General features: G+C 73.7%; 19 protein-coding genes and 2 pseudogenes. 11 read left to right on the plus strand and 10 right to left on the minus strand.

Annotated features, from left to right (window positions below):
- Position 1 precedes the first annotated feature (1 nt).
- On the plus strand, positions 2–985 hold the full coding sequence (locus tag ACZ67M_RS03740; RefSeq protein ID WP_469849441.1) for a polysaccharide deacetylase family protein: 984 nt from the start codon (positions 2–4) through the stop codon (positions 983–985).
- A gap of 84 nt (positions 986–1,069) precedes the next feature.
- Here ACZ67M_RS03740 and ACZ67M_RS03745 read toward each other — a convergent pair whose 3' ends face one another.
- Positions 1,070–1,420, minus strand: coding sequence for a MazG-like family protein (locus ACZ67M_RS03745; RefSeq protein ID WP_361355330.1), 351 nt, complete (start codon positions 1,418–1,420; stop codon positions 1,070–1,072).
- A 44-nt stretch (positions 1,421–1,464) separates the two neighbouring features.
- Positions 1,465–2,007 carry a DoxX family protein gene (locus tag ACZ67M_RS03750; protein ID WP_361355332.1) on the minus strand — a complete coding sequence of 181 codons (543 nt, stop codon included), beginning with the start codon at positions 2,005–2,007 and terminating at the stop codon, positions 1,465–1,467.
- Between the two features lie 141 nt (positions 2,008–2,148).
- Between ACZ67M_RS03750 and ACZ67M_RS03755 the strand changes: the two genes are divergently transcribed.
- Entirely contained in the window at positions 2,149–2,475 is a 327-nt protein-coding gene (locus ACZ67M_RS03755; protein ID WP_122620575.1) for a nuclear transport factor 2-like protein, read from the plus strand.
- Between the two features lie 215 nt (positions 2,476–2,690).
- On the opposite strand, the gene ACZ67M_RS03760 is transcribed toward ACZ67M_RS03755, so the two are convergent.
- On the minus strand, positions 2,691–3,479 hold the full coding sequence (locus ACZ67M_RS03760) for an SDR family oxidoreductase (protein ID WP_122620397.1): 789 nt from the start codon (positions 3,477–3,479) through the stop codon (positions 2,691–2,693).
- Between the two features lie 132 nt (positions 3,480–3,611).
- Here ACZ67M_RS03760 and ACZ67M_RS03765 point away from each other — a divergent pair, with 132 nt between their 5' ends.
- A complete protein-coding gene (locus tag ACZ67M_RS03765) occupies positions 3,612–5,264 on the plus strand; it encodes an alkaline phosphatase D family protein (protein WP_361355337.1) in 1,653 nt (550 codons plus the stop codon).
- On the opposite strand, the gene ACZ67M_RS03770 is transcribed toward ACZ67M_RS03765, so the two are convergent.
- A complete protein-coding gene (locus tag ACZ67M_RS03770) occupies positions 5,251–6,267 on the minus strand; it encodes a Gfo/Idh/MocA family protein (RefSeq protein ID WP_469849443.1) in 1,017 nt (338 codons plus the stop codon). The two genes, ACZ67M_RS03765 and ACZ67M_RS03770, sit on opposite strands and share 14 nt — an antisense overlap.
- A gap of 106 nt (positions 6,268–6,373) precedes the next feature.
- Between ACZ67M_RS03770 and ACZ67M_RS03775 the strand changes: the two genes are divergently transcribed.
- From ACZ67M_RS03775 to ACZ67M_RS03790, 4 genes and pseudogenes are all read left to right on the plus strand, one after another.
- Complete coding sequence (locus ACZ67M_RS03775) at positions 6,374–7,708, plus strand: multidrug effflux MFS transporter (RefSeq protein WP_392008937.1); 1,335 nt, start codon at positions 6,374–6,376, stop codon at positions 7,706–7,708.
- Between the two features lie 77 nt (positions 7,709–7,785).
- Positions 7,786–8,835: a serine hydrolase domain-containing protein gene (locus ACZ67M_RS03780; protein WP_361355343.1), complete on the plus strand. Its 1,050-nt coding sequence runs from the start codon at positions 7,786–7,788 to the stop codon at positions 8,833–8,835.
- Positions 8,836–8,946: 111 nt separating this feature from the next.
- Positions 8,947–9,945 carry a small ribosomal subunit Rsm22 family protein gene (locus tag ACZ67M_RS03785; protein ID WP_469849444.1) on the plus strand — a complete coding sequence of 333 codons (999 nt, stop codon included), beginning with the start codon at positions 8,947–8,949 and terminating at the stop codon, positions 9,943–9,945.
- 78 nt (positions 9,946–10,023) lie between these two features.
- Positions 10,024–10,361: pseudogene (locus ACZ67M_RS03790) on the plus strand (response regulator transcription factor); the annotation flags it as partial.
- Between the two features lie 21 nt (positions 10,362–10,382).
- Here the strand turns inward: ACZ67M_RS03790 and ACZ67M_RS03795 are convergent.
- A complete protein-coding gene (locus tag ACZ67M_RS03795) occupies positions 10,383–10,586 on the minus strand; it encodes a DUF6243 family protein (protein WP_361355346.1) in 204 nt (67 codons plus the stop codon).
- 106 nt (positions 10,587–10,692) lie between these two features.
- On the opposite strand from ACZ67M_RS03795, the gene ACZ67M_RS03800 reads away from it, so the two are divergent.
- Positions 10,693–11,331: a TetR/AcrR family transcriptional regulator gene (locus ACZ67M_RS03800; RefSeq protein ID WP_385803727.1), complete on the plus strand. Its 639-nt coding sequence runs from the start codon at positions 10,693–10,695 to the stop codon at positions 11,329–11,331.
- Between the two features lie 91 nt (positions 11,332–11,422).
- Positions 11,423–12,154 (plus strand): bifunctional DNA primase/polymerase, encoded by a 732-nt coding sequence (locus ACZ67M_RS03805; RefSeq protein WP_361355350.1) that lies wholly within the window; start codon positions 11,423–11,425, stop codon positions 12,152–12,154.
- A 17-nt stretch (positions 12,155–12,171) separates the two neighbouring features.
- Here ACZ67M_RS03805 and ACZ67M_RS03810 read toward each other — a convergent pair whose 3' ends face one another.
- The 5 genes and pseudogenes from ACZ67M_RS03810 to ACZ67M_RS03830 form a co-directional block, all read right to left on the minus strand.
- Positions 12,172–13,161: an SCO2278 family lipoprotein gene (locus ACZ67M_RS03810; protein ID WP_469849447.1), complete on the minus strand. Its 990-nt coding sequence runs from the start codon at positions 13,159–13,161 to the stop codon at positions 12,172–12,174.
- Positions 13,121–13,258: pseudogene (locus ACZ67M_RS03815) on the minus strand (iron transporter); the annotation flags it as partial. The pseudogene ACZ67M_RS03815 and the gene ACZ67M_RS03810, both read right to left, overlap by 41 nt.
- 3 nt (positions 13,259–13,261) lie before the next feature.
- On the minus strand, positions 13,262–14,122 hold the full coding sequence (locus tag ACZ67M_RS03820) for a heme ABC transporter ATP-binding protein (protein ID WP_469849448.1): 861 nt from the start codon (positions 14,120–14,122) through the stop codon (positions 13,262–13,264).
- A complete protein-coding gene (locus ACZ67M_RS03825) occupies positions 14,119–15,210 on the minus strand; it encodes a FecCD family ABC transporter permease (RefSeq protein WP_469849449.1) in 1,092 nt (363 codons plus the stop codon). The genes ACZ67M_RS03820 and ACZ67M_RS03825 overlap by 4 nt, the downstream gene beginning before the upstream one ends.
- The gene (locus ACZ67M_RS03830; protein WP_469849450.1) at positions 15,207–16,235 is read right to left on the minus strand and encodes a heme/hemin ABC transporter substrate-binding protein; all 1,029 of its coding nucleotides are present in this window, start codon (positions 16,233–16,235) and stop codon (positions 15,207–15,209) included. Before ACZ67M_RS03830 ends, ACZ67M_RS03825 begins: the two co-directional genes overlap by 4 nt.
- A 102-nt stretch (positions 16,236–16,337) precedes the next feature.
- Here ACZ67M_RS03830 and ACZ67M_RS03835 point away from each other — a divergent pair, with 102 nt between their 5' ends.
- Positions 16,338–17,762, plus strand: coding sequence for an HtaA domain-containing protein (locus ACZ67M_RS03835; RefSeq protein ID WP_392100436.1), 1,425 nt, complete (start codon positions 16,338–16,340; stop codon positions 17,760–17,762).
- A 66-nt stretch (positions 17,763–17,828) separates the two neighbouring features.
- Positions 17,829–19,364, plus strand: coding sequence for an HtaA domain-containing protein (locus ACZ67M_RS03840; RefSeq protein ID WP_469849451.1), 1,536 nt, complete (start codon positions 17,829–17,831; stop codon positions 19,362–19,364).
- The last annotated feature ends 45 nt before the right edge of the window (positions 19,365–19,409 follow it).

Below are 19,409 nucleotides of genomic sequence, written 5' to 3' on the forward strand. Positions count from 1 at the left end.
CATGCGCAGCAGACCTCGCCCCTCATGGCGCTCCATGGTCACCGCGGTGTCCGTCACCGCCCTGGCCGTCGCGGGCACCGCCGCCGCCGACGCGGCCCCGGCGCGGGCCACCGCCTGCAACGGCTACGTCGGGCTCACCTTCGACGACGGCCCCTCCGGCACCACCCAGGCCCTGCTCAACGCGCTCAGGCAGAACGGCCTGCGGGCCACCATGTTCAACCAGGGCCAGTACGCGGCCCAGAACCCGGCCCTGGTCCGGGCCCAGGTCGATGCCGGCATGTGGGTCGCCAACCACAGCTACACCCACCCGCACATGACCCAGCTGAGTCAGGCCCAGATGGACTCCGAGATCTCCCGGACCCAAGCGGCCATCGCCAACGCGGGTGGCGGGACGCCGAAGCTGTTCCGCCCGCCGTACGGCGAGACCAACGCCACGCTGCGGGCGGTCGAGGCCAAGTACGGGCTGACCGAGGTGATCTGGGACGTCGACACTCAGGACTGGAACAACGCGAGCACCGACGCGATCGTGCAGGCCGTCTCACGGCTGGGCAACGGCCAGGTCGTCCTCATGCACGACTGGCCCGCCAACACGCTCGCGGCGATCCCGCGCATCGCGCAGACCCTGGCCGCCAAGGGCCTGTGCGCCGGCATGATCTCGCCGCAGACCGGACGGGCGGTGGCCCCCGACGGCAGCGGCGGTGGTGGTGGCGGGGGTGGCGGTACGTGCACCGCCACCCTGTCCGCCGGGCAGCGGTGGGGGGACCGGTACAACCTCAACGTGTCCGTCAGCGGGAGCAGTGCCTGGACGGTGACGATGAACGTGCCGTCCCCGGCCAAGGTACTGACCACCTGGAACGTGAACGCCGGTTACCCGAGCGCCCAGGTGCTGACCGCCAAGTCCAACGGCAACGGCAACAACTGGGGCGCCACCATCCAGGCCAACGGCAACTGGACCTGGCCGTCGGTCTCCTGCGCCGCGGGCTGACCCGGCGCGGCCCTGCGGCGCGGGCGCTCGACACCGTGCCGCGGGGCCGTCGCACGATCGGGTGGCGCAGGACGCGTCCCACGCTCAGGCGCCCGGTGTCCCCAGCGACCGCCCCGCCACCCGTGCCAGATGGCGGCCGAACACGTCCCGCGCCCCGGGCGTCAGCGTCCGCAGCGCCACCATCGCCGTGATCACCACGTCGCACAGCTCCGCCTCCACGTCCTCCCAGGTGTGGGTGGTGCCCTTGCGCGGGTTCTGGCCGGTCGCGCCGATCACCGCCTCGGCGACCTCCCCGACCTCCTCCGACAGCTTCAGCATGCGCAGCAGCAGGCCCTCCCGGCCGCCGACGGGCTGGTCCGCCTCCAGCCATTCGCACAGGTCGTCGATGGTGTCCCAGGGGTCGGCGGCGGGGGTGCCGGCGGGGTCTTCGCTCATACCGAGCAGCGTGCCATGCCCGGGCCGGCCGGTCGGGTGCGGTCTCAGTCGAACAGCGGCTCCTGCTCGCCCTCGGCCGCCTTCCGGACCCGCTTGTTGCGCATGCCGACGACCACCGCCGTGGCCGCCGCCGTCACCCCGAGGGCCGCCGGGACCATCCAGTTGCGGTTGACCGCGTGGCCGAGCGCGTGGTCGAGGGAGAGGCGGCCGGGGCCGGTGACCGCGAGGCCGGTGGCGGTCAGGGCGAGGGACGCGGCGTACTCGTAGCCGCCGGCCTGGGCGAAGAAGCCGTTCGGGGCGTGCACCGCCGCCGCGCCCACCATCGCGCCGGCCGCCGCGGCACCCGCGGCCGGGGTGGCCAGGCCCAGCGCCAACAGCGTCCCCCCGCCCGACTCCGCCAGGCCGGCCATGACCGCGCTGGTCCGGCCGGGCTCGTAGCCCATGGCCTCCATGGCCCGGCCGGTGCCCTCGATGCCGCCACCGCCGAACCAGCCGAGCAGCTTCTGCGCCCCGTGCGCGGCCAGTACGCCGCCGGTACCCAGTCGGAGCAGCAGCAGGCCCAGATCGCGCCGGTCGTAACAGTTCACGTCGACTCCCTCGCATCCCTCGCAGACGGCGGCGGCTCACCCCGACACCGTCTCCCGGGTCTCCCGCGCGGGCCCGTCGCGGGCGCCGTTCGGGTGGCGGACCGGTGGCGGGGGTGCCGGGCCGGTGTGACGCTGGCCGGCATGACCATTCAGACCACGCGACTCAGCGACCCGGCCGTCCGCGGCTTCGTCACCGCCGTCAACGCCCACGACCGCGACGCCTTCCTCGCGCTGCTCGCGCCGGACGCCACCATGGCCGACGACGGGGCCGACCGGGACCTCGCCGAGTGGATCGACCAGGAGATCTTCTCCTCCAACGGCCACATGGAGGTCGACAACGAGTCGAACGGCGGTCGCGCCCTCATCGCCCGCTACCGCAACGACACCTGGGGCGAGATGCGTACCCGATGGGACTTCACCGTGAACGACGACGGCCGGATCGCGCGGTTCGAGACCGGCCAGGCGTAGCCGGGAAACGGTGCGGCAGCCGTTCCGCCCACCGGTGTGCCGGTGTGGCGGAACGGCTGCCGCCTCCCCCCTCGGTGTGGCCCATGGAGCGTGCTGGAAGGGCCTTGTGGAAGACCGACGCTTCAAGTGTGGAGTTCTGGTGAAGGGGATTTGAGCATAGGCCCTCCACCGGCCGCAATGCTGCGGACGTTGATATTCCGATTGTGTGAATCGGCTCAGCCGCGCCCCACGTACGGCATCGCCGTCGCCATGACCGTCGCGAACTGCACGTTCGCCTCAAGCGGCAGTTGCGCCATGTGCCGCACCGTGCGCGCCACGTCGGCCACGTCCATCACCGGCTCGGGTGCCGTCTCCCCGTTGGCCTGGAGCGCGCCGGTCTGCATCCCCGCCGTCATGTCGGTCGCCGCGTTGCCGATGTCGATCTGGCCGACCGCGATGCCGTAGGGCCGGCCGTCCAGCGACAGCGACTTGGTCAGGCCCGTCAGCGCGTGCTTGGTCGCGGTGTACGCCACCGAGTGCGGGCGCGGCGTGTGCGCCGAGATCGAGCCGTTGTTGATGATCCGGCCGCCCCGCGGGTCCTGCTCCTTCATCTGCCGGTACGCCGCCTGCGCGCACAGGAACGCGCCGTTCAGGTTGGTGTCCACCACGTGCCGCCAGGCCTCGTAGGGCAGTTCCTCGACCGGCACGCCGCCCGGGCCGAACGTCCCGGCGTTGTTGAACAGCAGGTCCAGGCGTCCGAAGCGGTCGCGCACGGCGGCGAACAGAGCCGCCACGTCGTCCGGGCGTGACACGTCCGCGCGCACGGGCAGCGCCGCGGCGCCCGCCGGGGCCAGGGCGGCCGTCTCCTCCAGGGTCTCGGGGCGCCGGCCCGCCAGCGCCACCGCCCAGCCCGCGGTGAGCAGTTCCACGGCGACCGCCCGGCCGATGCCGGAGCCGGCGCCCGTCACGACGGCGATCTGCTGCGCGCCGACGGTTTCCTCGTCGGTGGTTCTCACGGAGTTCATGAGTCGGCAGCGTACGGGTCGCGGATCGTGCCGAACTCACCCTCCCGACATGGGATCGCCATGTCCGCGCCAAGCGAGTGTCGTTCCCGGACCGTCGAATGCCCCTTGCAGCCACCGTAAGGGGAGAAACGGATGACACCCGCGAACCAGCCCGCCCAGTCCCAGTCCTCGCACGCGCCCGAACTCCGCGCCGCCGCCCGCCACCTGGGCCGTCGCCGCTTCCTGACCGTCACCGGCGCCGCCGCCGCGCTCGCCTTCTCCGTGAACCTGCCGGCCGCCGGCACCGCGAGCGCCGCCGAACTGGACGCGGCGCGGCTCACCGACGACCCCTTCACGCTCGGCGTCGCCTCCGGCGACCCGCAGTCCGACTCCGTCCTGCTGTGGACCCGCCTGGCCCCCGTGCCCTACCAGGCCGACAGCGGACTGCCCGCGAAACGCGTCGAGGTGGGCTGGGAGGTGGCCCTGGACGAACGGTTCCGCCGCGTCGTCAGGAGGGGCACCGCCACCGCCCACCCCGAGTTCCACCACACCGTGCACGTCGAGGTGGACCACCTCGCACCCGGCCAGGTCTACTTCTACCGCTTCCGCGCCGGCAGCTGGATCAGCCCGGTGGGCCGCACCCGCACCGCGCCCTCCTCCTACAGCCGGGTCTCCGAGCTGACCTTCGGCCTCGTCTCCTGCCAGAAGTACGACGAGGGGTACTACACCGCGTACAAGCACCTGGCCCAGGAGGACGTGGACGTCGTCTTCCACCTCGGCGACTACCTCTACGAGTACGCCGTGAACGCCACCGGCGGCTCCCGCGCCTACCCGGCCGGCACCCTGCCCGGCCTCTTCAACCACGAGACCGTGACGCTGGAGGACTACCGGCTGCGGTACGCCCTCTACAAGTCGGACCCCGACCTGCGGGCCGCGCACGCCGCCCACCCCTTCGTCGTCACCTGGGACGACCACGAGACCGAGAACAACTACGCGGACGAGACGCCGGAGAACAGCGTCCCGCCGGAGGAGTTCCTCATCCGCCGCGCCGCCGCCTACCGGGCGTACTGGGAGAACATGCCGCTGCGCCGGCCCCAGCTCCCCGACGGCCCGGACCTCAAGCTCTACCGCCGCCTGCACTGGGGCCGGCTGGCCCAGTTCGACGTGCTCGACACCCGGCAGTACCGCTCCAACCAGGCCTACGGCGACGGCTGGCAGTACTCCGGCCCCGAGTCCGAGGACCCCTCGCGCACCCTGACCGGCGACGCCCAGGAGCGCTGGCTGATCAACGGCTGGCACCGGTCGAACGCCCTGTGGAACGTGGTGCCCCAGCAGGTCACCTTCGCCCGCCGGTACAACTCCACCACGCTCCCCTCCCAGGTCTCCATGGACTCCTGGGACGGCTACCCGGCCTCCCGCGACCGGGTGCTGGCCGGCGCGCAGGCCGCCGGGATCGAGAACCTGATGGTGCTCACCGGCGACGTGCACGTCTCCTACGGCTTCGACATCAAGCGCGACTTCGACGACCCCGGCTCCCGCACCCTGGGCACCGAGATCGTCACCACCTCCGTCACCAGCGGCCGCGACGGCTCCGAGAAGCCCTCCAACTGGGACACCCTCATGGCCGCCAACCCACACCTGAAGTTCTTCAACGGGCGGCGCGGCTACGCCAAGGTGTCACTCGGCCGGGACCTGGCGCGCGCCGACTTCAAGACGGTCTCCCACGTCACCACGCAGGGCGCGGCGATCACCACCGCCGGGTCCTTCGTGACGGAGGTGGGGGAGCAGGGCCTCAAGCCGGCGTGACCGCGCGCTCCTCGCCGGGATAGCGGACGCCGACGCGCTCACGGATCGCGTCGAGCGTCCGCATCACCGCCAGCGTGCCGTCGAGCGGCACCAGCGGCGACTCCTTCTCCCCGGCCCGCAGCGCCCGCATCACCTCGCGGGCCTCGTGCTGGAGGCTGGCCCGGGGGCCGTCGGCCGGATCGGCCCGGAACTCCTCCGGGTCCCTGCCGTCGCGGTGCAGGACGAAGTGGTCCGGGAAGAAGAAGCCGTGCGGGACGTCCACGCGGCCCTCGGAGCCGGTGACCGAGGCGGAGTTGGGGGTGCCGCCGGTGATGGAGCAGTGCACCGACGCGAGCGCGCCGCTCCCGTAGGAGAGCAGGGCGCCGGTCTGGAGGTCCACGCCCTCGTCCGAGAGGACCGACCGCGCGACGACGTCCGACGGCTCACCGAGCAGCAACTGCGCGAACGACACCGGGTACACGCCCAGGTCCAGCAGCGCGCCGCCGCCCTGCCCGGGGTCGCGCAGACGGTGGGTGGGAGGGAAGGGGCCCGCCAGCCCGAAGTCAGCGTGGACGCTGCGGATCTCGCCGATCGCGCCGTCGGCGACGAGCGCCTTCAGGCGGCGTACCAGCGGGTTGCAGTACATCCACATCGCTTCCATGAGGAAGACGCCGTGCCGCCGGGCGAGCGAGACCAGTTCCTCCGCCTCGCGCGCGTTCAGCGTGAACGGCTTCTCGCAGAGCACGTTCCGGCCCGCCTCCAGGCACAGGCCGGCGGCCCTCCGGTGCGCCGAGTGCGGGGTGGCGACATACACCACGTCCACGTCCTCGTCGCGCGCCAGCGTCTCCCAGTCGCCGTACGCCCGCGGTATCCCGAACCGCTCCGCGAACGCCCGCGCCGACGCCTCGGTCCGCGAGGCCACCGCCACGACCTCCGCGTCCGGCAGATCGACCAGATCCGCCGTGAACGTCGCCGCCATCCCGCCGGTCGCCAGAATTCCCCAGCGCACCTTCTGCCCGGTCACCGCTGACACGCTGCCCCACCCTCGCTCAGGTTCGTTCGAGTCTGTTCGTTCAAGTGCGTACGAGCTGAGAGCATAGGTGGCGGATCTGTAGAAGAGGGAGGGGCACATGCCCGAGCGCGGGCCGTCCATATCGCACGAATCGACCGACATCACGAGCCCCCGAACGGGGCCGGCCGTCCACTCGCTGCGCGCCGCCCGCCGCACCGGGCTGCTCGTCACACTCATCCTCGGCAGCCTCACCGCGACGCCGCCGCTGGCGATGGACATGTACCTCCCCTCGCTCCCGGAGGTCACCCGGTCCCTGCACGCGCCCGCCGCGACCGTCCAGCTCACGCTCACCGCCTGCCTGGCCGGCATGGCCCTCGGCCAGCTCCTCGTCGGACCGATGAGCGACAAGTGGGGGCGCCGGCGTCCGCTGCTCGCCGGGCTCGCGGTCTACGTCGTCGCCACCGCCCTGTGCGCCGTCGCGCCCACCGTCGAACTCCTCGTCGCCTTCCGGCTGGTCCAGGGGCTCGCGGGCGCCGCCGGGATAGTCATCGCCCGGGCCGTGGTCCGCGACCTCTACGACGGTGTGGCCATGGCCCGCTTCTTCTCCACCCTCATGCTGATCTCCGGAGTCGCGCCGATCGTGGCGCCGCTCATCGGCGGGCAGATCCTGCGGGTGACGGACTGGCGGGGCGTGTTCGTCGTCCTCGTCGTGGTCGGGGTGGTGCTCGGCGTCGTGGTCTGGGCCAAGCTGCCCGAGACGCTGCCCGAGGCCGAGCGGCACGCGGGCGGCGCCCGGGACACCCTCCGCGCGATGCGCGGGCTGCTCGCCGACCGCGCCTTCACCGGCTACATGCTCGCGGGCAGCTTCGCCTTCGCGTCGCTGTTCGCCTACGTCGCCGCGTCCCCGTTCGTCATCCAGGAGATCTACGGCGCCTCCGCGCAGACCTTCAGCCTGCTGTTCGGGCTCAACTCGATCGGCCTGGTCGTCGTCGGACAGATCAACGGCAAGATCCTCGTCGGCCGGGTCCGGCTGGACCGGGTGCTGTGCGTCGGCCTCGTGATCGTCATCGCCGCCGCGACCGCGCTGCTGCTGATGTCCCTGGGCGTCTTCGGCGAGGTCGGGCTCGTGCCGGTGGCCGCCGCGCTGTTCGTGCTGATGTCCGCGATGGGGATCAGCCTGCCGAACACCCAGGCGCTGGCCCTGATGCGGGTGAGGAAGTCGGCCGGCTCCGCGTCCGCGCTGCTCGGCACGTCCTCCTTCCTCGTCGGCGCCGTCGCCTCCCCGCTGGTGGGGATCGGCGGCGAGGACACCGCCCTGCCGATGGCGGTCGTCCAGCTGACGGCGGCGGTGGTGGCGCTCGGCTTCCTCGTGTTCCTCGTGGGCATGGGGCGTCCCTCGGCGGGGCGTGCGAGCGGGCGGGGAGCCGCGAGCGGGCAGGGAGCGGAGAACTGAGCGCTCCGAGACTGCGCAGCGGCAGCCCCGAGCGGGCCGGGCTCGATCCCCGGCAGCTCCGCCGTGTCGTCGCCGACGTGCACGCCCTCACCGCCGGTCAGCGGCCCTGGGCGGCGGGCGCCGTCGTGGCCGTCGGGCGCGGGCCCGTGCTCGCCGTCGAGGAGGCGGCCGGGTGGGCCGTGCGGTACGCCGCCCACGACCCGCGCACCGACCGCGGGGTGGAGCTGCCGGAGGGGGAGCGGGTGCCGATGAGCGTGGGGACGCCGTTCGACCTGGCGTCCCTGACGAAGCTGTTCACCTCGGTCGCCGCGGTGCAGCAGATCGAGCGGGGCACGCTCGGTATCGACGCGGAGGTGGGCGCGTACCTGCCCGACTTCCGGGGCGCCGCCGAGCACCGGGTCACCGTGCGGCAGCTGCTCACCCACACCTCCGGGCTGCGGCCCGAACTCCCGCTGTACGACTGCGCGGACGACGCGGAGCGGCTGGCGCTGCTCCGGGCGGAGCGGCCGGTGGGGGTGCCGGGCACGTACTGCTACTCGGACCTGAACATGCTGCTCCTCCAGCAGGTGCTGGAGCACATCACCGGGCGCGGCCTCGACGCCCTCGTCCGGGACGGGATCACCCGGCCGCTGGGCATGACGGCGACGGGCTTCGGGCCGTGCCCTGGGGCGGCGGCGACGGAGGACCAGCGGCGGCCCTGGGGGAAGGCCGACCGCGGGATGCTGCGGGGGGTCGTCCACGACGAGAACGCGTGGGCGATGGGCGGGGTGGCCGGGCACGCGGGGCTGTTCTCGACCGGGCGTGACCTCGCCGTCTTCTGCCGGGCGCTGCTCGGGGGCGGGGCGTACGGGCCGGCCCGCATCCTCGGTCCCGACTTCGTGGAACTGCTGCTCGCCGAGCCGGGGCTGGGGTTCGCCCTCGACCAGGCGTGGTTCATGGGGGAACTGGCGGGACGCGGGGCGGCGGGGCACACCGGGTTCACCGGCACGATGCTGGTCCTCGACCGCGTGACGGACACCTTCGCGATCCTCCTCGCGAACACGGTCCACCCGCGCCGGAGGGCCGCTGCCAACGGGCCCCGGGCGGGGGTGTGCACGCGGGTGGCAAGGGCGGTACGGGATGCCTGACGGCGTCGTGTCCGGGGGCCGATCCGCGTCACCGCGGGCAGATGTGCCGCCTGGGGCGACGGGGGAGGGTGGGCGCGGCCCCGCCCGCGCGGCCCCTCGTAGAATCGTCGCGTGAACGACCCCGCCGACATCCTGCGTGCCGCCCTCGCCGACCTCGTCGACGGGCTGCCGCCGCGGCAGGCCGCGCAGGCCGTGGAGCGGCTGATCGGGAAGTACCGGGGGGACACCCCGACCGACGCCCCCATCCTCCGCGACCGCGCCGACGTCGTCGCCTACGCCGCCTACCGCATGCCCGCCACCTTCGCCGCCGTACGCTCCGCGCTGGCCGCGTTCGCGGACGCCGTGCCGGGATGGGTGCCGGGCAGCCACGTGGACGTGGGCGGCGGGACCGGCGCCGCGACCTGGGCCGTCAGCGACACCTGGGACGGCAGCCGCCCGGTGACCGTGCTGGACTGGGCGGAGCCCGCCCTCGCCCTCGGCCGGGAGATCGCCGCCTCCCACCCCGCCCTGCGCGACGTCCGCTGGCAGCGCTCCCGGATCGGAGCGGCCCTCACCGTCGAGAGCACCGATCTCGTCACCGTCTCCTACGTGCTCAACGAGCTGACCCCCGCGGACCGCGCCGCCCTCGTCGACGCCGCCGCCGGCGCCGCCCGGGCCGTCGTGATCGTGGAGGCCGGCACCCCCGCCGGGTACGCCCGCGTCATCGAGGCCCGCGACCGGCTCGTCGCCGCCGGGTTCCACGTCGCCGCGCCCTGCCCGCACAGCGCCGCCTGCCCCATCGTGCCCGGCACGGACTGGTGCCACTTCGCGGCGCGGGTCAGCCGTTCCTCCCTGCACCGGCAGGTCAAGAGCGGGTCCCTCGCCTACGAGGACGAGAAGTTCAGCTACGTCGCCGCCACCCGCCTCCCGGTCTCGCCGGCCCCCTCCCGCGTGGTCCGGCGGCCGCAGATCCGCAAGGGCCAGGTGCTGCTCGACCTCTGCGAGCCGGACGAACGGCTGGAGCGGCGGACCGTCACCAAACGCCACGGCGACCTGTACAAGGCGGCGCGGGACGCGGCCTGGGGGGACGCCTGGCCGGGGGCGGCGGGCGGCAATCCCGGGAACGACTAGGGTCGTTGGACCGGAGATCCGGAAGTGGGGCCCGTGGAAGATCGAGAGCGCCGCGCCCTGCGGGTCGTCATCGCCGAGGGGCTGGGCAAGGAGCGGGTCGGGCGGGTCGAGGAGTTCACGGCGGCGCTGCGACGGGTCGCGGGCGGCGGTACCGCCATCGATCCGGAGGTCGTCGCCCGGCTGCTCACCCGCAGCCGGCAGGACACCCGGCTCGAACGGCTCAGTCCTCGGGAGCGCGAGGTGCTCGGCCTGATGGCGAGGGCCTGGGCCACAGTGCCATCGCCGGGCGGCTCGTCGTCACCGACGGCGCCGTCCACAAGCACATCCGCAGCGTCTTCGCCAAGCTCGGCCTCTCCCCGGCCGACCAGGTGGACCGGCGTGTGGCCGCCGTCCTCCACCATCTGGAGAACGCGCGGCCACACCGACCGGGCCCGGCCTCACTTCGCCGCGCCGGTGCCGTCACCTGCCTGACGGGACTGCCGTCGCTCCTGGAGTTTGCGCAGCAGCTCCCGCTTCTGCTCCTGCGGGCTCGGGGCGCCGCCGGTCCTGCCGGAGCGGTCGCCGCCGCGCAGGGCGTCTCGGCCGAGCTTCCGGCGGGTGCCGCCGACGCCCAGCATGTTTCCTGCTCCACCTCGGGACATGGGGTCCTCCTCGCCCTCGACAATGACACGAGACGGTTCGTCTCGGGTCGTGCCCCTTCACTGTCCGGCGAGACGGGGCGTCTTGTCAACCTGATAGATTCGAGACATGGCCGCTCAGAAATCCGCTCACGCCCCCGACAAGCCGATCCCCGACGCCACCCGGCGCAGCCAGCGCTCCCGCCAGGCCATCTACGACGCCGCCCTCGCCCTCGTGGGGGAGGTCGGCTACCCCAAGACCACCATCGAGGGCATCGCCGCCCGCGCCGGCGTCGGCAAGCAGACGATCTACCGCTGGTGGTCGTCCAAGGCGGACGTCCTGCTGGAGGCCTTCCTCGACCTGGGCGACCGCGCCGCGGCCGCCGAGGGGCAGGCGACCTACGCCATCCCGGACACCGGCGACCTGGCCGCCGACCTCAAGGCCGTCCTGCGCGGCACCGTCGACGAACTGCGGGACCCGAAGTTCGAGGGCCCCTCCCGTGCCCTGGCGGCGGAGGGCCTCGTCGACGAGCAGCTCGGCCGGCGGTTCGTCGCCAAACTCCTGGAGCCCTCGCTCCAGCTCTACGTCGACCGGCTGCGGTCAGCCCAGGCCGTCGGCCAGGTGCGGCCGGACATCGACCCGCGCATCGGGCTGGAACTCTTCGTCTCCCCGCTCGCCCAGCGCTGGCTCCAGCAGACCGCGCCGATCTCCTACGAGTACACCGACACACTCGTCGACTACGCGCTCCACGGGCTCGCCCCTCGGTGACCAGGGAAGTTTGTCCCTTCGCGACCCCGAAGCGCGGAATGGTGCGACCATAGGGCATGCTGGTGCGCACGACGGCGAGGCAAGGGGTTTGATGAGCGCGGAGTTCGGCGGTCGGAGCGGTCGGCAGGGCAAAATCTCCTCGTGGCTGCGCGGACGCCGCCCCAAGGAGGCCGCCGGTGACGGTGGCCGGGAGGACCTGCTGCTCGCCGCCGCCGGTGCGGGACTGCCGCTGGCGCCCGCCGCGCACCCCGCCGGATACCGTTGCTCCTGCGACCGCGTGGGCTGTCCCACCCCGGCGCGGCACCCGGTCTCCTTCGCCTGGCAGACCCAGTCCACCACCGACCGGTCGCAGATCGAGCGCTGGGCCCGGCATCAGCCCGAGGCCAACTTCATCACCGCGACCGGCATGGTCCACGACGTCCTCGACGTGCCCCTGGAGGCCGGTCGCGAGGCGGTCCGGCGGCTCCTGGACGCCGGCATCGACGTCGGCCCGGTCGCCGAGAGCGACGACGGCCGCATGCTGCTGTTCACCCTCACCCGCGGCACCCCCGAGGACGAGGACGAGTGGTGGCCCTGCGAGCTGGACTGCCACCCCGAGACCATGGACGAGCACCCCGGGCTGCGCTGGCACTGCCGCGGGTCCTACGTACTCGTACCGCCCGCCCGGCTGCCCGGCGAGGACCGCACGGTGCACTGGGTGCGCGGACCCGAGCACCCGCTGCCGGACCCGCTGACCCTGCTGGAGACCCTCACCGACGCCTGCGCCCGGCACGCCGGCGAGGAGAGCGACCACGCGGGCGCGGCCTGGCCGCTGCGCCGCTGAGGTCCGGCGGCGGGGGGCTACTCGCCCTTCGCCGACGTCAGACCCTGCACCCGGCCCAGGACCGACACCTTCCCGTCCGCCGGGTCGAGCGCCACCTCGTTGGACACGAACTCCATCGTCAGCGACTGCTTGATCTCGCCGTCCGTCAGCGCCAGCACGTCCTTGTTCGGCGTCGGCACCGCCGCGCCCCGCGCCGAGGTCTGCTTCTCGTAGTGCCGCGTGGTGAAGAACACCAGCGCACCGCCGTCCTTCGTGCGCAGCGCCAGCGGCGCGTAGTCGCCGTTCGTCAGCGGTTCGTCGATGAACTGGGTGACCAGGCCGGGGCGGCTCGACCGCTTCTCCCGCACCTTGCGCCAGGAACTGGTGTGCACGCCGTCCGCGAAGGAGGCGCCGCCGTCCCGCAGATACGTCGTGTAGTCCTTGCTCAGGTCGCCCGGCGGGGCCGCCAGATCCGTCGAGTTGGCGGGGACCGCCTCGGCCCAGCCGTCCGCGTCGGTCTTGAACTCGGGCATCCGGTCCGGGGCGACCAGCGTCAGGTACGTCGCCTGCCAGGTCTCGTCCAGGCCGTCGCGGGTGAACACCAGCAGCCAGCGCGACGTTCCGCCCTTGTTGGCCTTGGTGTCCGCGACGAACCAGCGGGGCCAGCCCGCCTTCTTCGGAATCGTGTACTTCGCGTCGGTCAGCTCCAGCGGCGCGTGCGCCGGGTTGCCGTCCGGGTGGTTGGTCCGGCCCGCCTTCAGCCGCGCCGAGTCGATGGCGGCGAGGGCACCGGCGGTGTGGTCGGCGTCCAGGGACGCGTCGTACGCCTTGTCGGCGGCGTTGTACGCGGAGGTGAACTGTTCGAGCGCCTCGGCGGCTTCGGCCCGGGTGGCGGAGGGAAGCACCTCGCGCTCGCCGTGCACCACCACGCATCCGCTCGCCGTCAACGACAAAGCGGTCACCGAGGCCGCCGTGAGTATCTTCCGGTCAAGCCGGTGGGGCCGTCGAGGGCCGCGATCCCTGCTCATCAGGTTCCTTCACCTTCCCCTTCCCGGAGGCGAACCCTACCGGGGCGGGACGGCGTCCGAACGCCGGGACCGGGGACAGCCGCCACACCGTGACCTCCGGTCAGTTCTCGCGGCGCGGGACGACCAGCAGCGCGCCCGTACGCGGGTGCGGCAGCACCTCCACCGCCTGGTCGTAGACCTCGGAGAGGAGGTCCTCGTCGAACACCTCCGCCGGGGGGCCCTCGGCCGCGATCCGGCCCGCCCGCAGGATCGCCACCCGGTCCGCGTACGCCGCCGCCAGCGCGAGGTCGTGCAGCACGACGACCACCGCGTCCCCGGCCCGCGCCCGCTCCCGGCACAGGCGGAGGACGAGTTCCTGGTGCCGCAGGTCCAGGGCCGCGGTCGGTTCGTCGAGCAGGAGCAGGGGCGCACGCTGGGCGAGGACCCGGGCGAGCGCCACCCGGGCCCGCTCGCCGCCGCTCAGCGCGGAGAAGGGCCTCCCGGCGAAGCCGGTCACCTCCGTACGCGCCATCGCCTCGGCCACCGCCGCGTCGTCCTCGTCCTCCCGGTCGCTCCCCGCCCAGGGTGCCCGGCCCATCCGGACGACCTCCGCCACCGGGAACGGGAAGGAGAGCGACGCCGACTGGGGCAGTACCGCCCGGCGCAGCGCCAGTTCCGGCGCCGTCCACCGGGCCACCGGACGGCCGTGCACGCGTACCAGCCCCTCGGTGACCGGCACATCGGCGGCGAGGGCGCCCAACAGGGTCGACTTCCCCGCTCCGTTGGGGCCGACCAGGGCCAGCACCTCGCCCGCCCGGACGGTGACGCCGACCCCGTCGAGCACCGGCCGCCCGCCGAGGCGCACGCGCAGACCGTCGGCCTCCGCGAGCACGTCGCCGGGCGCGGCCGGGGGCGGCGGCAGCGGACGGGACGGTACGAGCCGCAGCAGGGCCCGCGTGTTCGACACCTTCGTGGATCTCATGCCCAACCCCCTTGCCTGCGCCGGGTGCGGCGCAGCAGCCAGAAGAAGAACGGGCTGCCCAGCAGCGCCGTCAGTACCCCGAGCGGCAGCTCCGCCGGCTCCGCCACCGTGCGCGCGGCCAGGTCGGCGGCGAGCAGCACGAGCGCGCCGAGCAGCGCGCTGCCCGGGATCAGGAAACGGTGGCCAGGACCGGCGATCATCCGCAGCAGGTGCGGCACGACGAGCCCGACGAAGCCGATCACCCCGGCCACGCTCACGGCCGCAGCCGTCAGCAGCGCGATGACCAGCACCAGCACGATCCGCAGGCGCTCCACCTCCACGCCCAGGTGCCGGGCCGGGCGTTCGCCCAGCGCCAGGAGGTCGAGTCGGCGCGCGTACAGCGGGGCGAGCCCGAGTCCGAGGGCCGCGCAGGGCAGCACCGCCAGCACCTTCGGCCAGGTCGCCTGGGCGAGCGAGCCCAACTGCCAGAAGGTGATCTGGTTGACCGCCGCCGTGTCCGCGAAGAACAGGAACAGGCCGATCAGCGCGCCCGCGAAGGCGTTCACGGCGATACCGGTGAGGATCAGCGTGACCACCTCCGTGCGGCCGCCCGCGCGGGACATGGCGTACACGACGAGGACCGTGATCAGGCCGGAGACGAACGCGAAGACGGAGACCGTCCAGTTGCCGAGGAAGTTCAGCCCGAACGCGATGGCGCCGACCGCGCCGACCGCCGCGCCCGAGGAGACGCCGATGACGCCCGGTTCGGCCAGCGGGTTGCCGAACACACCCTGCATCAGCGCGCCCGCACAGCCCAGCGAGGCGCCGACGAGCAGGGCGAGGACGATCCTCGGGAACCGCACGTTCCACAGCACCGACTCGGCCACCCGGTCCAGTTCGGTGCCACCGAGCCCGGTGCGGTGCAGCAGGGAGCCGAGCACGTCGCCGAGCGGGACCGGGTAGGCGCCGGTGCCGGCCGCGACCGGCACCAGGACCAGCAGGGCGGCGGTGAGGCCGGCGGTCAGCAGCCAGGCGGCGGTGCGCCGGGTGCGGGGCGGCGCCGGGTCGGCGGGCGCCTGGGGGCGGACCGGCTTGTCCAGTACGGTCACCGCGCGCCGTCCTCGCCGTACAGCTGCGCCACGACCGACTCCAGCACCTGGTCGGTGCGCGGGCCGTAGTTGAGGAGGACCCCGTCCTCGACGGAGACGATCCGGCGGTCCATCCCGGCCGGGGTCTGGGCGACGCCGGGGATCTTCACCAGGCCGTCGACGCCGCCGACGGACTCCAGGCCCTTGCTCATCACGAGGATCGCGTCCGGCGCGGCCTTCACCAGGGCCTCGCTGGTGATCGGGGTGAAGTCCTTGTCCAGGCCCGAGGCGGCTCCCGCGTCCACCGCCCCGGCCGCCTCGATCAGCGAACCGGCGCCCGAGTCCGCGCCGCCGATGAGGTACACGGAGGCGGAGCCGCGCAGGTACAGGAAGGCGACCCGTGGCTTCTCACCGTGCGGAACGTCCTTGCGGGCGGCCTCGATCCGCTCCTCCGAGCGGCGCGTCAGCTCCTTCCCGGCCGCCGGTACGCCGAGGGCGTCGGCGACCGCCCGGATGCGCGGGCCCACGTCGTCCAGGCCCCCCGCCGCCTCGACGAACAGCACCGGGATCCCGGCGGCGCGGATCTGGTCCACCGCCTCCGCCGGTCCCGTGGTGGTCTCGGCGATCACCAGGTCCGGCCTGAGCGACAGCACGCTCTCCGCGGAGACGTCGTGGCCCCGGGTGACCACCGGGAGCTTCGACGCCTGCTCGAAGGTGGCGGTGACGTCGCGGGCGACGACGCGGTCGCCGAGTCCGAGGGTGAACACGATCTCGCTGAGGCTGCCGGACAGGGGGACGACGCGCTCGGCCCCCTCCACCGTGACCTCCTCGCCGTCGGCGGAGCGGACGGTCACCGGGAGCCGGGGCGTGGGTCTCCCGGCCAGGGGCTCGACCCGGTTGGCCACCAACTGCCCGGCGCTCGGGGCCCCCGACCCGGCCGGGGCGCCGGGTGATGCCTCCGAGGAGTTTGAGCATCCGGTCGCGGTCAGGGTGAGGGCGAGCACGGACAGCGCTGCTCCCGCCAGTCGGTTCCGCAAGCGTCGCACGTTCCGTCCCGTCCTTCCGTCGACTGCCGGTGTCGGCCCGCTAGAGCTTAGGTTAGCCTTACCTTCGTTCGCTACCGGCCCCCCGATCCGGAGGACTTCGCCATGCCCGCCCGCCTTCGCGCCCTGGTCACCGTGTTGTGCGCGGCCGTCCTCGGAGCCCTGCTCCCCCTGAGCGCCGCCCACGCCGAGAGCCGGACCGTGCAGGGCGGACGGCTCGACTGGGGCATCAAGTCGTCGTTCCAGAGCTACGTCACCGGGCCCATCGCCAAGGGGAGTTACTCGCTGACCGGGGGAGCGGCCACCGTCGGCGGCAGCGCCTTCCGCTTCCACTCCGCGACCGGCGCCTACGACGGCGACCGGGGCACCTTCCGGGCCGGCTTCTCCGGCGGTGTGCGCTTCCTCGGCCACCGCACGAGCGGCGGCGACCATCAGCTCGACCTCACCATCAGCCGTCCCACCGTGAGCGTCTCCGGCGCCACCGGCACGCTCCTCGTGGACGTCACCAGCAAGGCGAAGGGCACCGGGGCGGTCACGACGTCCCGTCAGGTGCCCTTCGCCACCCTCTCCCTCGGCTCCATCGACATGCGCGGCGGCGGCGACACCGTGGCCCTGAACAACGTGCCCGCCACCCTCACCGCCCAGGGCGCCCGCTCCTTCGCCGGGTACTACACCGCCGGCACCGCCCTCGACCCGGTGAGCCTGTCCGCCGACGTCGCGGCGGCGGCGCGGCAGCCGGAGGAGAAGCCGGCCGGCACCCCCACCCCGGCCGCCAAGTCCCCGAAGCCCACGGCGACTCCGGGCGGCGCGATCAAGGACGGGGCCGTCGACTGGGGCGTACGCCGCACCTTCCGCGAGTACGTCACCGGCGACATCGCCGACGGCCGGTGGACGCTCTCCGCGGGCGCCCAGGACGGCGGCGCGCTTTTCCGCTTCCCGGGCGGCGAGGGCACGTTCGAGGACGGCGACCTCACCGCCGCCTTCGAGGGCGCCGTGCGCTTCACCGGCGCCCACGGCCTCGACCTGCGGCTGAGCGCCGTACGGGCCACCGTCGAGGAGGGCATCGGCACCCTGTACGCCGACGTGACCGGCCCCGACGTCAAGGACCGCAAGGTGCCCCTGGTCACCTTCACCGCGAAGGACCTCAAGGCCACCGGCGGACTGGTGAAGGTGACCGAGGCCCCCGCGAAGCTCACCGCGCGCGGCGCCGAGGCGTTCGGCGGCATGTACCAGGCGGGCACCGCCATGGACCCGCTGTCCCTGGCCGTCGCCCTCACCGCCGACGCCGAACTGCCCGCCCTGCCCGACCTCGGCAGCGAGCCCACGACCACCCCGACCCCGCGGCCCGCGAAGACCGGGGCCGACACCTCCGCCGCCCCCGTCGCGAGCGCCACGGACGACGGCGACTTCCCCGCCCTGCCCGTCTCCCTCACGGCCGGCGCCCTGCTGCTGGTGGCCGCGGCCCTCGTGGCCGTCGCCCTGCGCAGGCGCCGCGCCCGGCCCGCCGCGTCCCCCGCGGACGAGGGCTGACCCCCCCCGGAGACACACGACACCGGACCGCCCCCCGGCGACCCCTCACCCAAGGAGTACCGAGCCATGCCCGTCAGACGACGCCGCTCCACCGCCCTCGCCGCCGCCGTGGCCACCGCCGCCGCGCTCGGCGCCACCGTCCTCGTCACGGCCGGCGCCACCACCGCCACGGCGGCCGAAGTCCCGCTCAAGGACTACGAGCTGACCTGGGGCATCAAGCAGACGTACCGCAATTACGTCGGCATGTTCGGCACCTTCACCACCTCGGGCGGCGCCACCCAGGCCGCCGGCAACGGCGCCTTCACCTTCGTCGACGGCACCGGCGCCTACGACACCACGGGACACACCGTCGACCTGGCCTTCAAGGGCGGGCTGGTGAGCAAGTCCGCGGCGCACGGCTTCGAGATCACGCTCACCGACGTGCGCTTCGACAGCAAGGCCGGCGAGATCACGGCCGACATCAAGAAGGTCGACACCTCCGCGGGCGCCCCCAAGACCACCGAGGGCGACGACGTCCCGCTCGCCACGGTCGCCGTGACCCGTGAGATGAAGGACATGGCCACCACCCTCACCGCCGAGGCGGGGGAGTACCTCGGCAGCGCGGGCTACGCGGGCGCGGCCGGCGACCCGCTGACGGTCGTCCAGAAGACGCCGCCGAGCACGCCGCCCGCCTCGCCGTCGCCCTCCCCGTCGCAGACGCAGGAACCGTCCCCGTCCGCCTCGCAGACCTCCCCCACCGAGCGGCCCGAGACCGAGTCACCCGCCCCGACGTCGACGAAGACCACGGAGTCGAGTCCGTCCGCCTCCGCCACCGAGGCCGCCACCAAGGGCGAGGTCGCCGACGGCACCCTCGGCTGGGGCGTGAAGCAGACCTTCCGCGCCTATGTCGTCGGCCCCATAGCAAAGGGCAGGGTCACCGTCTCCGGCGGCGCCACCCAGGCGGCCGGCAACGGCGCCTTCACCTTCAAGGACGCCACCGGCACCTACGACACCGACGCCGGCAAGCTCACCGCCGCCTTCAAGGGCGCCGTGAACTTCAAGGGCCACGAGTCGGGCGGCACGTACGGCCTCGATCTGACCCTGAGCAACCTCAAGGCCACCCTCGACGGCGGCAGCGGCAAGCTGAGCGCCGACGTGAACAGCCTCGGCACGCTCACCAAGGGCGTGGTGCTGGCCGACCTGAAGGCCAAGTCCGCCGACCTCACCACCGAGAAGGACGTCATCACGGCCGACGACGTCGCCGCCACCCTCACCGCGGCCGGCGCGAAGGCCTTCGGCGACTTCTACCCGGCCGGAACCGCCCTGGACACCGTCGACCTGTCGGTGGCGCTGAGCGACGGCGCCCAGCTCCCGGACGGCGGCTCCTCGGGCACGACCGGCGGCACGGGCGGCACCGGCGGCTCGGCCGGCGGGAGCACCGGAGGGACCGCCTCCACCATCGGCGGCACCGGCACGACGACGGGCGGCTCGACCGGCGGCGGCAGCCTCGCCACCACCGGCTCCGACATCCCGGGCCCGGCCCTGGCCGGTGCGGCGGGCGTCGCGGTCGCGATCGGCGCGGGCGCGGTCTACGCGACCCGCAGGCGCCGGACCCAGCAGTAGACCGACGCGGGCCGGGGCGGACTCGTGCCGCCCCGGCCCTCCGGA

This window comes from Streptomyces sp. NPDC107500 (assembly GCF_055582785.1).

What these genes read in the sequence shown, in the direction of transcription:
- ACZ67M_RS03740 (WP_469849441.1), top strand. Translation starts at nt 2, where the DNA reads ATGCGCAGCAGACCTCGCCCCTCATGGCGCTCCATGGTCACCGCGGTG.
- ACZ67M_RS03745 (WP_361355330.1), bottom strand. Translation starts at nt 1,420, where the DNA reads ATGAGCGAAGACCCCGCCGGCACCCCCGCCGCCGACCCCTGGGACACC.
- ACZ67M_RS03755 (WP_122620575.1), top strand. Translation starts at nt 2,149, where the DNA reads ATGACCATTCAGACCACGCGACTCAGCGACCCGGCCGTCCGCGGCTTC.
- ACZ67M_RS03760 (WP_122620397.1), bottom strand. Translation starts at nt 3,479, where the DNA reads ATGAACTCCGTGAGAACCACCGACGAGGAAACCGTCGGCGCGCAGCAG.
- ACZ67M_RS03765 (WP_361355337.1), top strand. Translation starts at nt 3,612, where the DNA reads ATGACACCCGCGAACCAGCCCGCCCAGTCCCAGTCCTCGCACGCGCCC.
- ACZ67M_RS03775 (WP_392008937.1), top strand. Translation starts at nt 6,374, where the DNA reads ATGCCCGAGCGCGGGCCGTCCATATCGCACGAATCGACCGACATCACG.
- ACZ67M_RS03795 (WP_361355346.1), bottom strand. Translation starts at nt 10,586, where the DNA reads ATGTCCCGAGGTGGAGCAGGAAACATGCTGGGCGTCGGCGGCACCCGC.
- ACZ67M_RS03800 (WP_385803727.1), top strand. Translation starts at nt 10,693, where the DNA reads ATGGCCGCTCAGAAATCCGCTCACGCCCCCGACAAGCCGATCCCCGAC.
- ACZ67M_RS03805 (WP_361355350.1), top strand. Translation starts at nt 11,423, where the DNA reads ATGAGCGCGGAGTTCGGCGGTCGGAGCGGTCGGCAGGGCAAAATCTCC.
- ACZ67M_RS03810 (WP_469849447.1), bottom strand. Translation starts at nt 13,161, where the DNA reads ATGAGCAGGGATCGCGGCCCTCGACGGCCCCACCGGCTTGACCGGAAG.
- ACZ67M_RS03820 (WP_469849448.1), bottom strand. Translation starts at nt 14,122, where the DNA reads ATGAGATCCACGAAGGTGTCGAACACGCGGGCCCTGCTGCGGCTCGTA.
- ACZ67M_RS03835 (WP_392100436.1), top strand. Translation starts at nt 16,338, where the DNA reads ATGCCCGCCCGCCTTCGCGCCCTGGTCACCGTGTTGTGCGCGGCCGTC.
- ACZ67M_RS03840 (WP_469849451.1), top strand. Translation starts at nt 17,829, where the DNA reads ATGCCCGTCAGACGACGCCGCTCCACCGCCCTCGCCGCCGCCGTGGCC.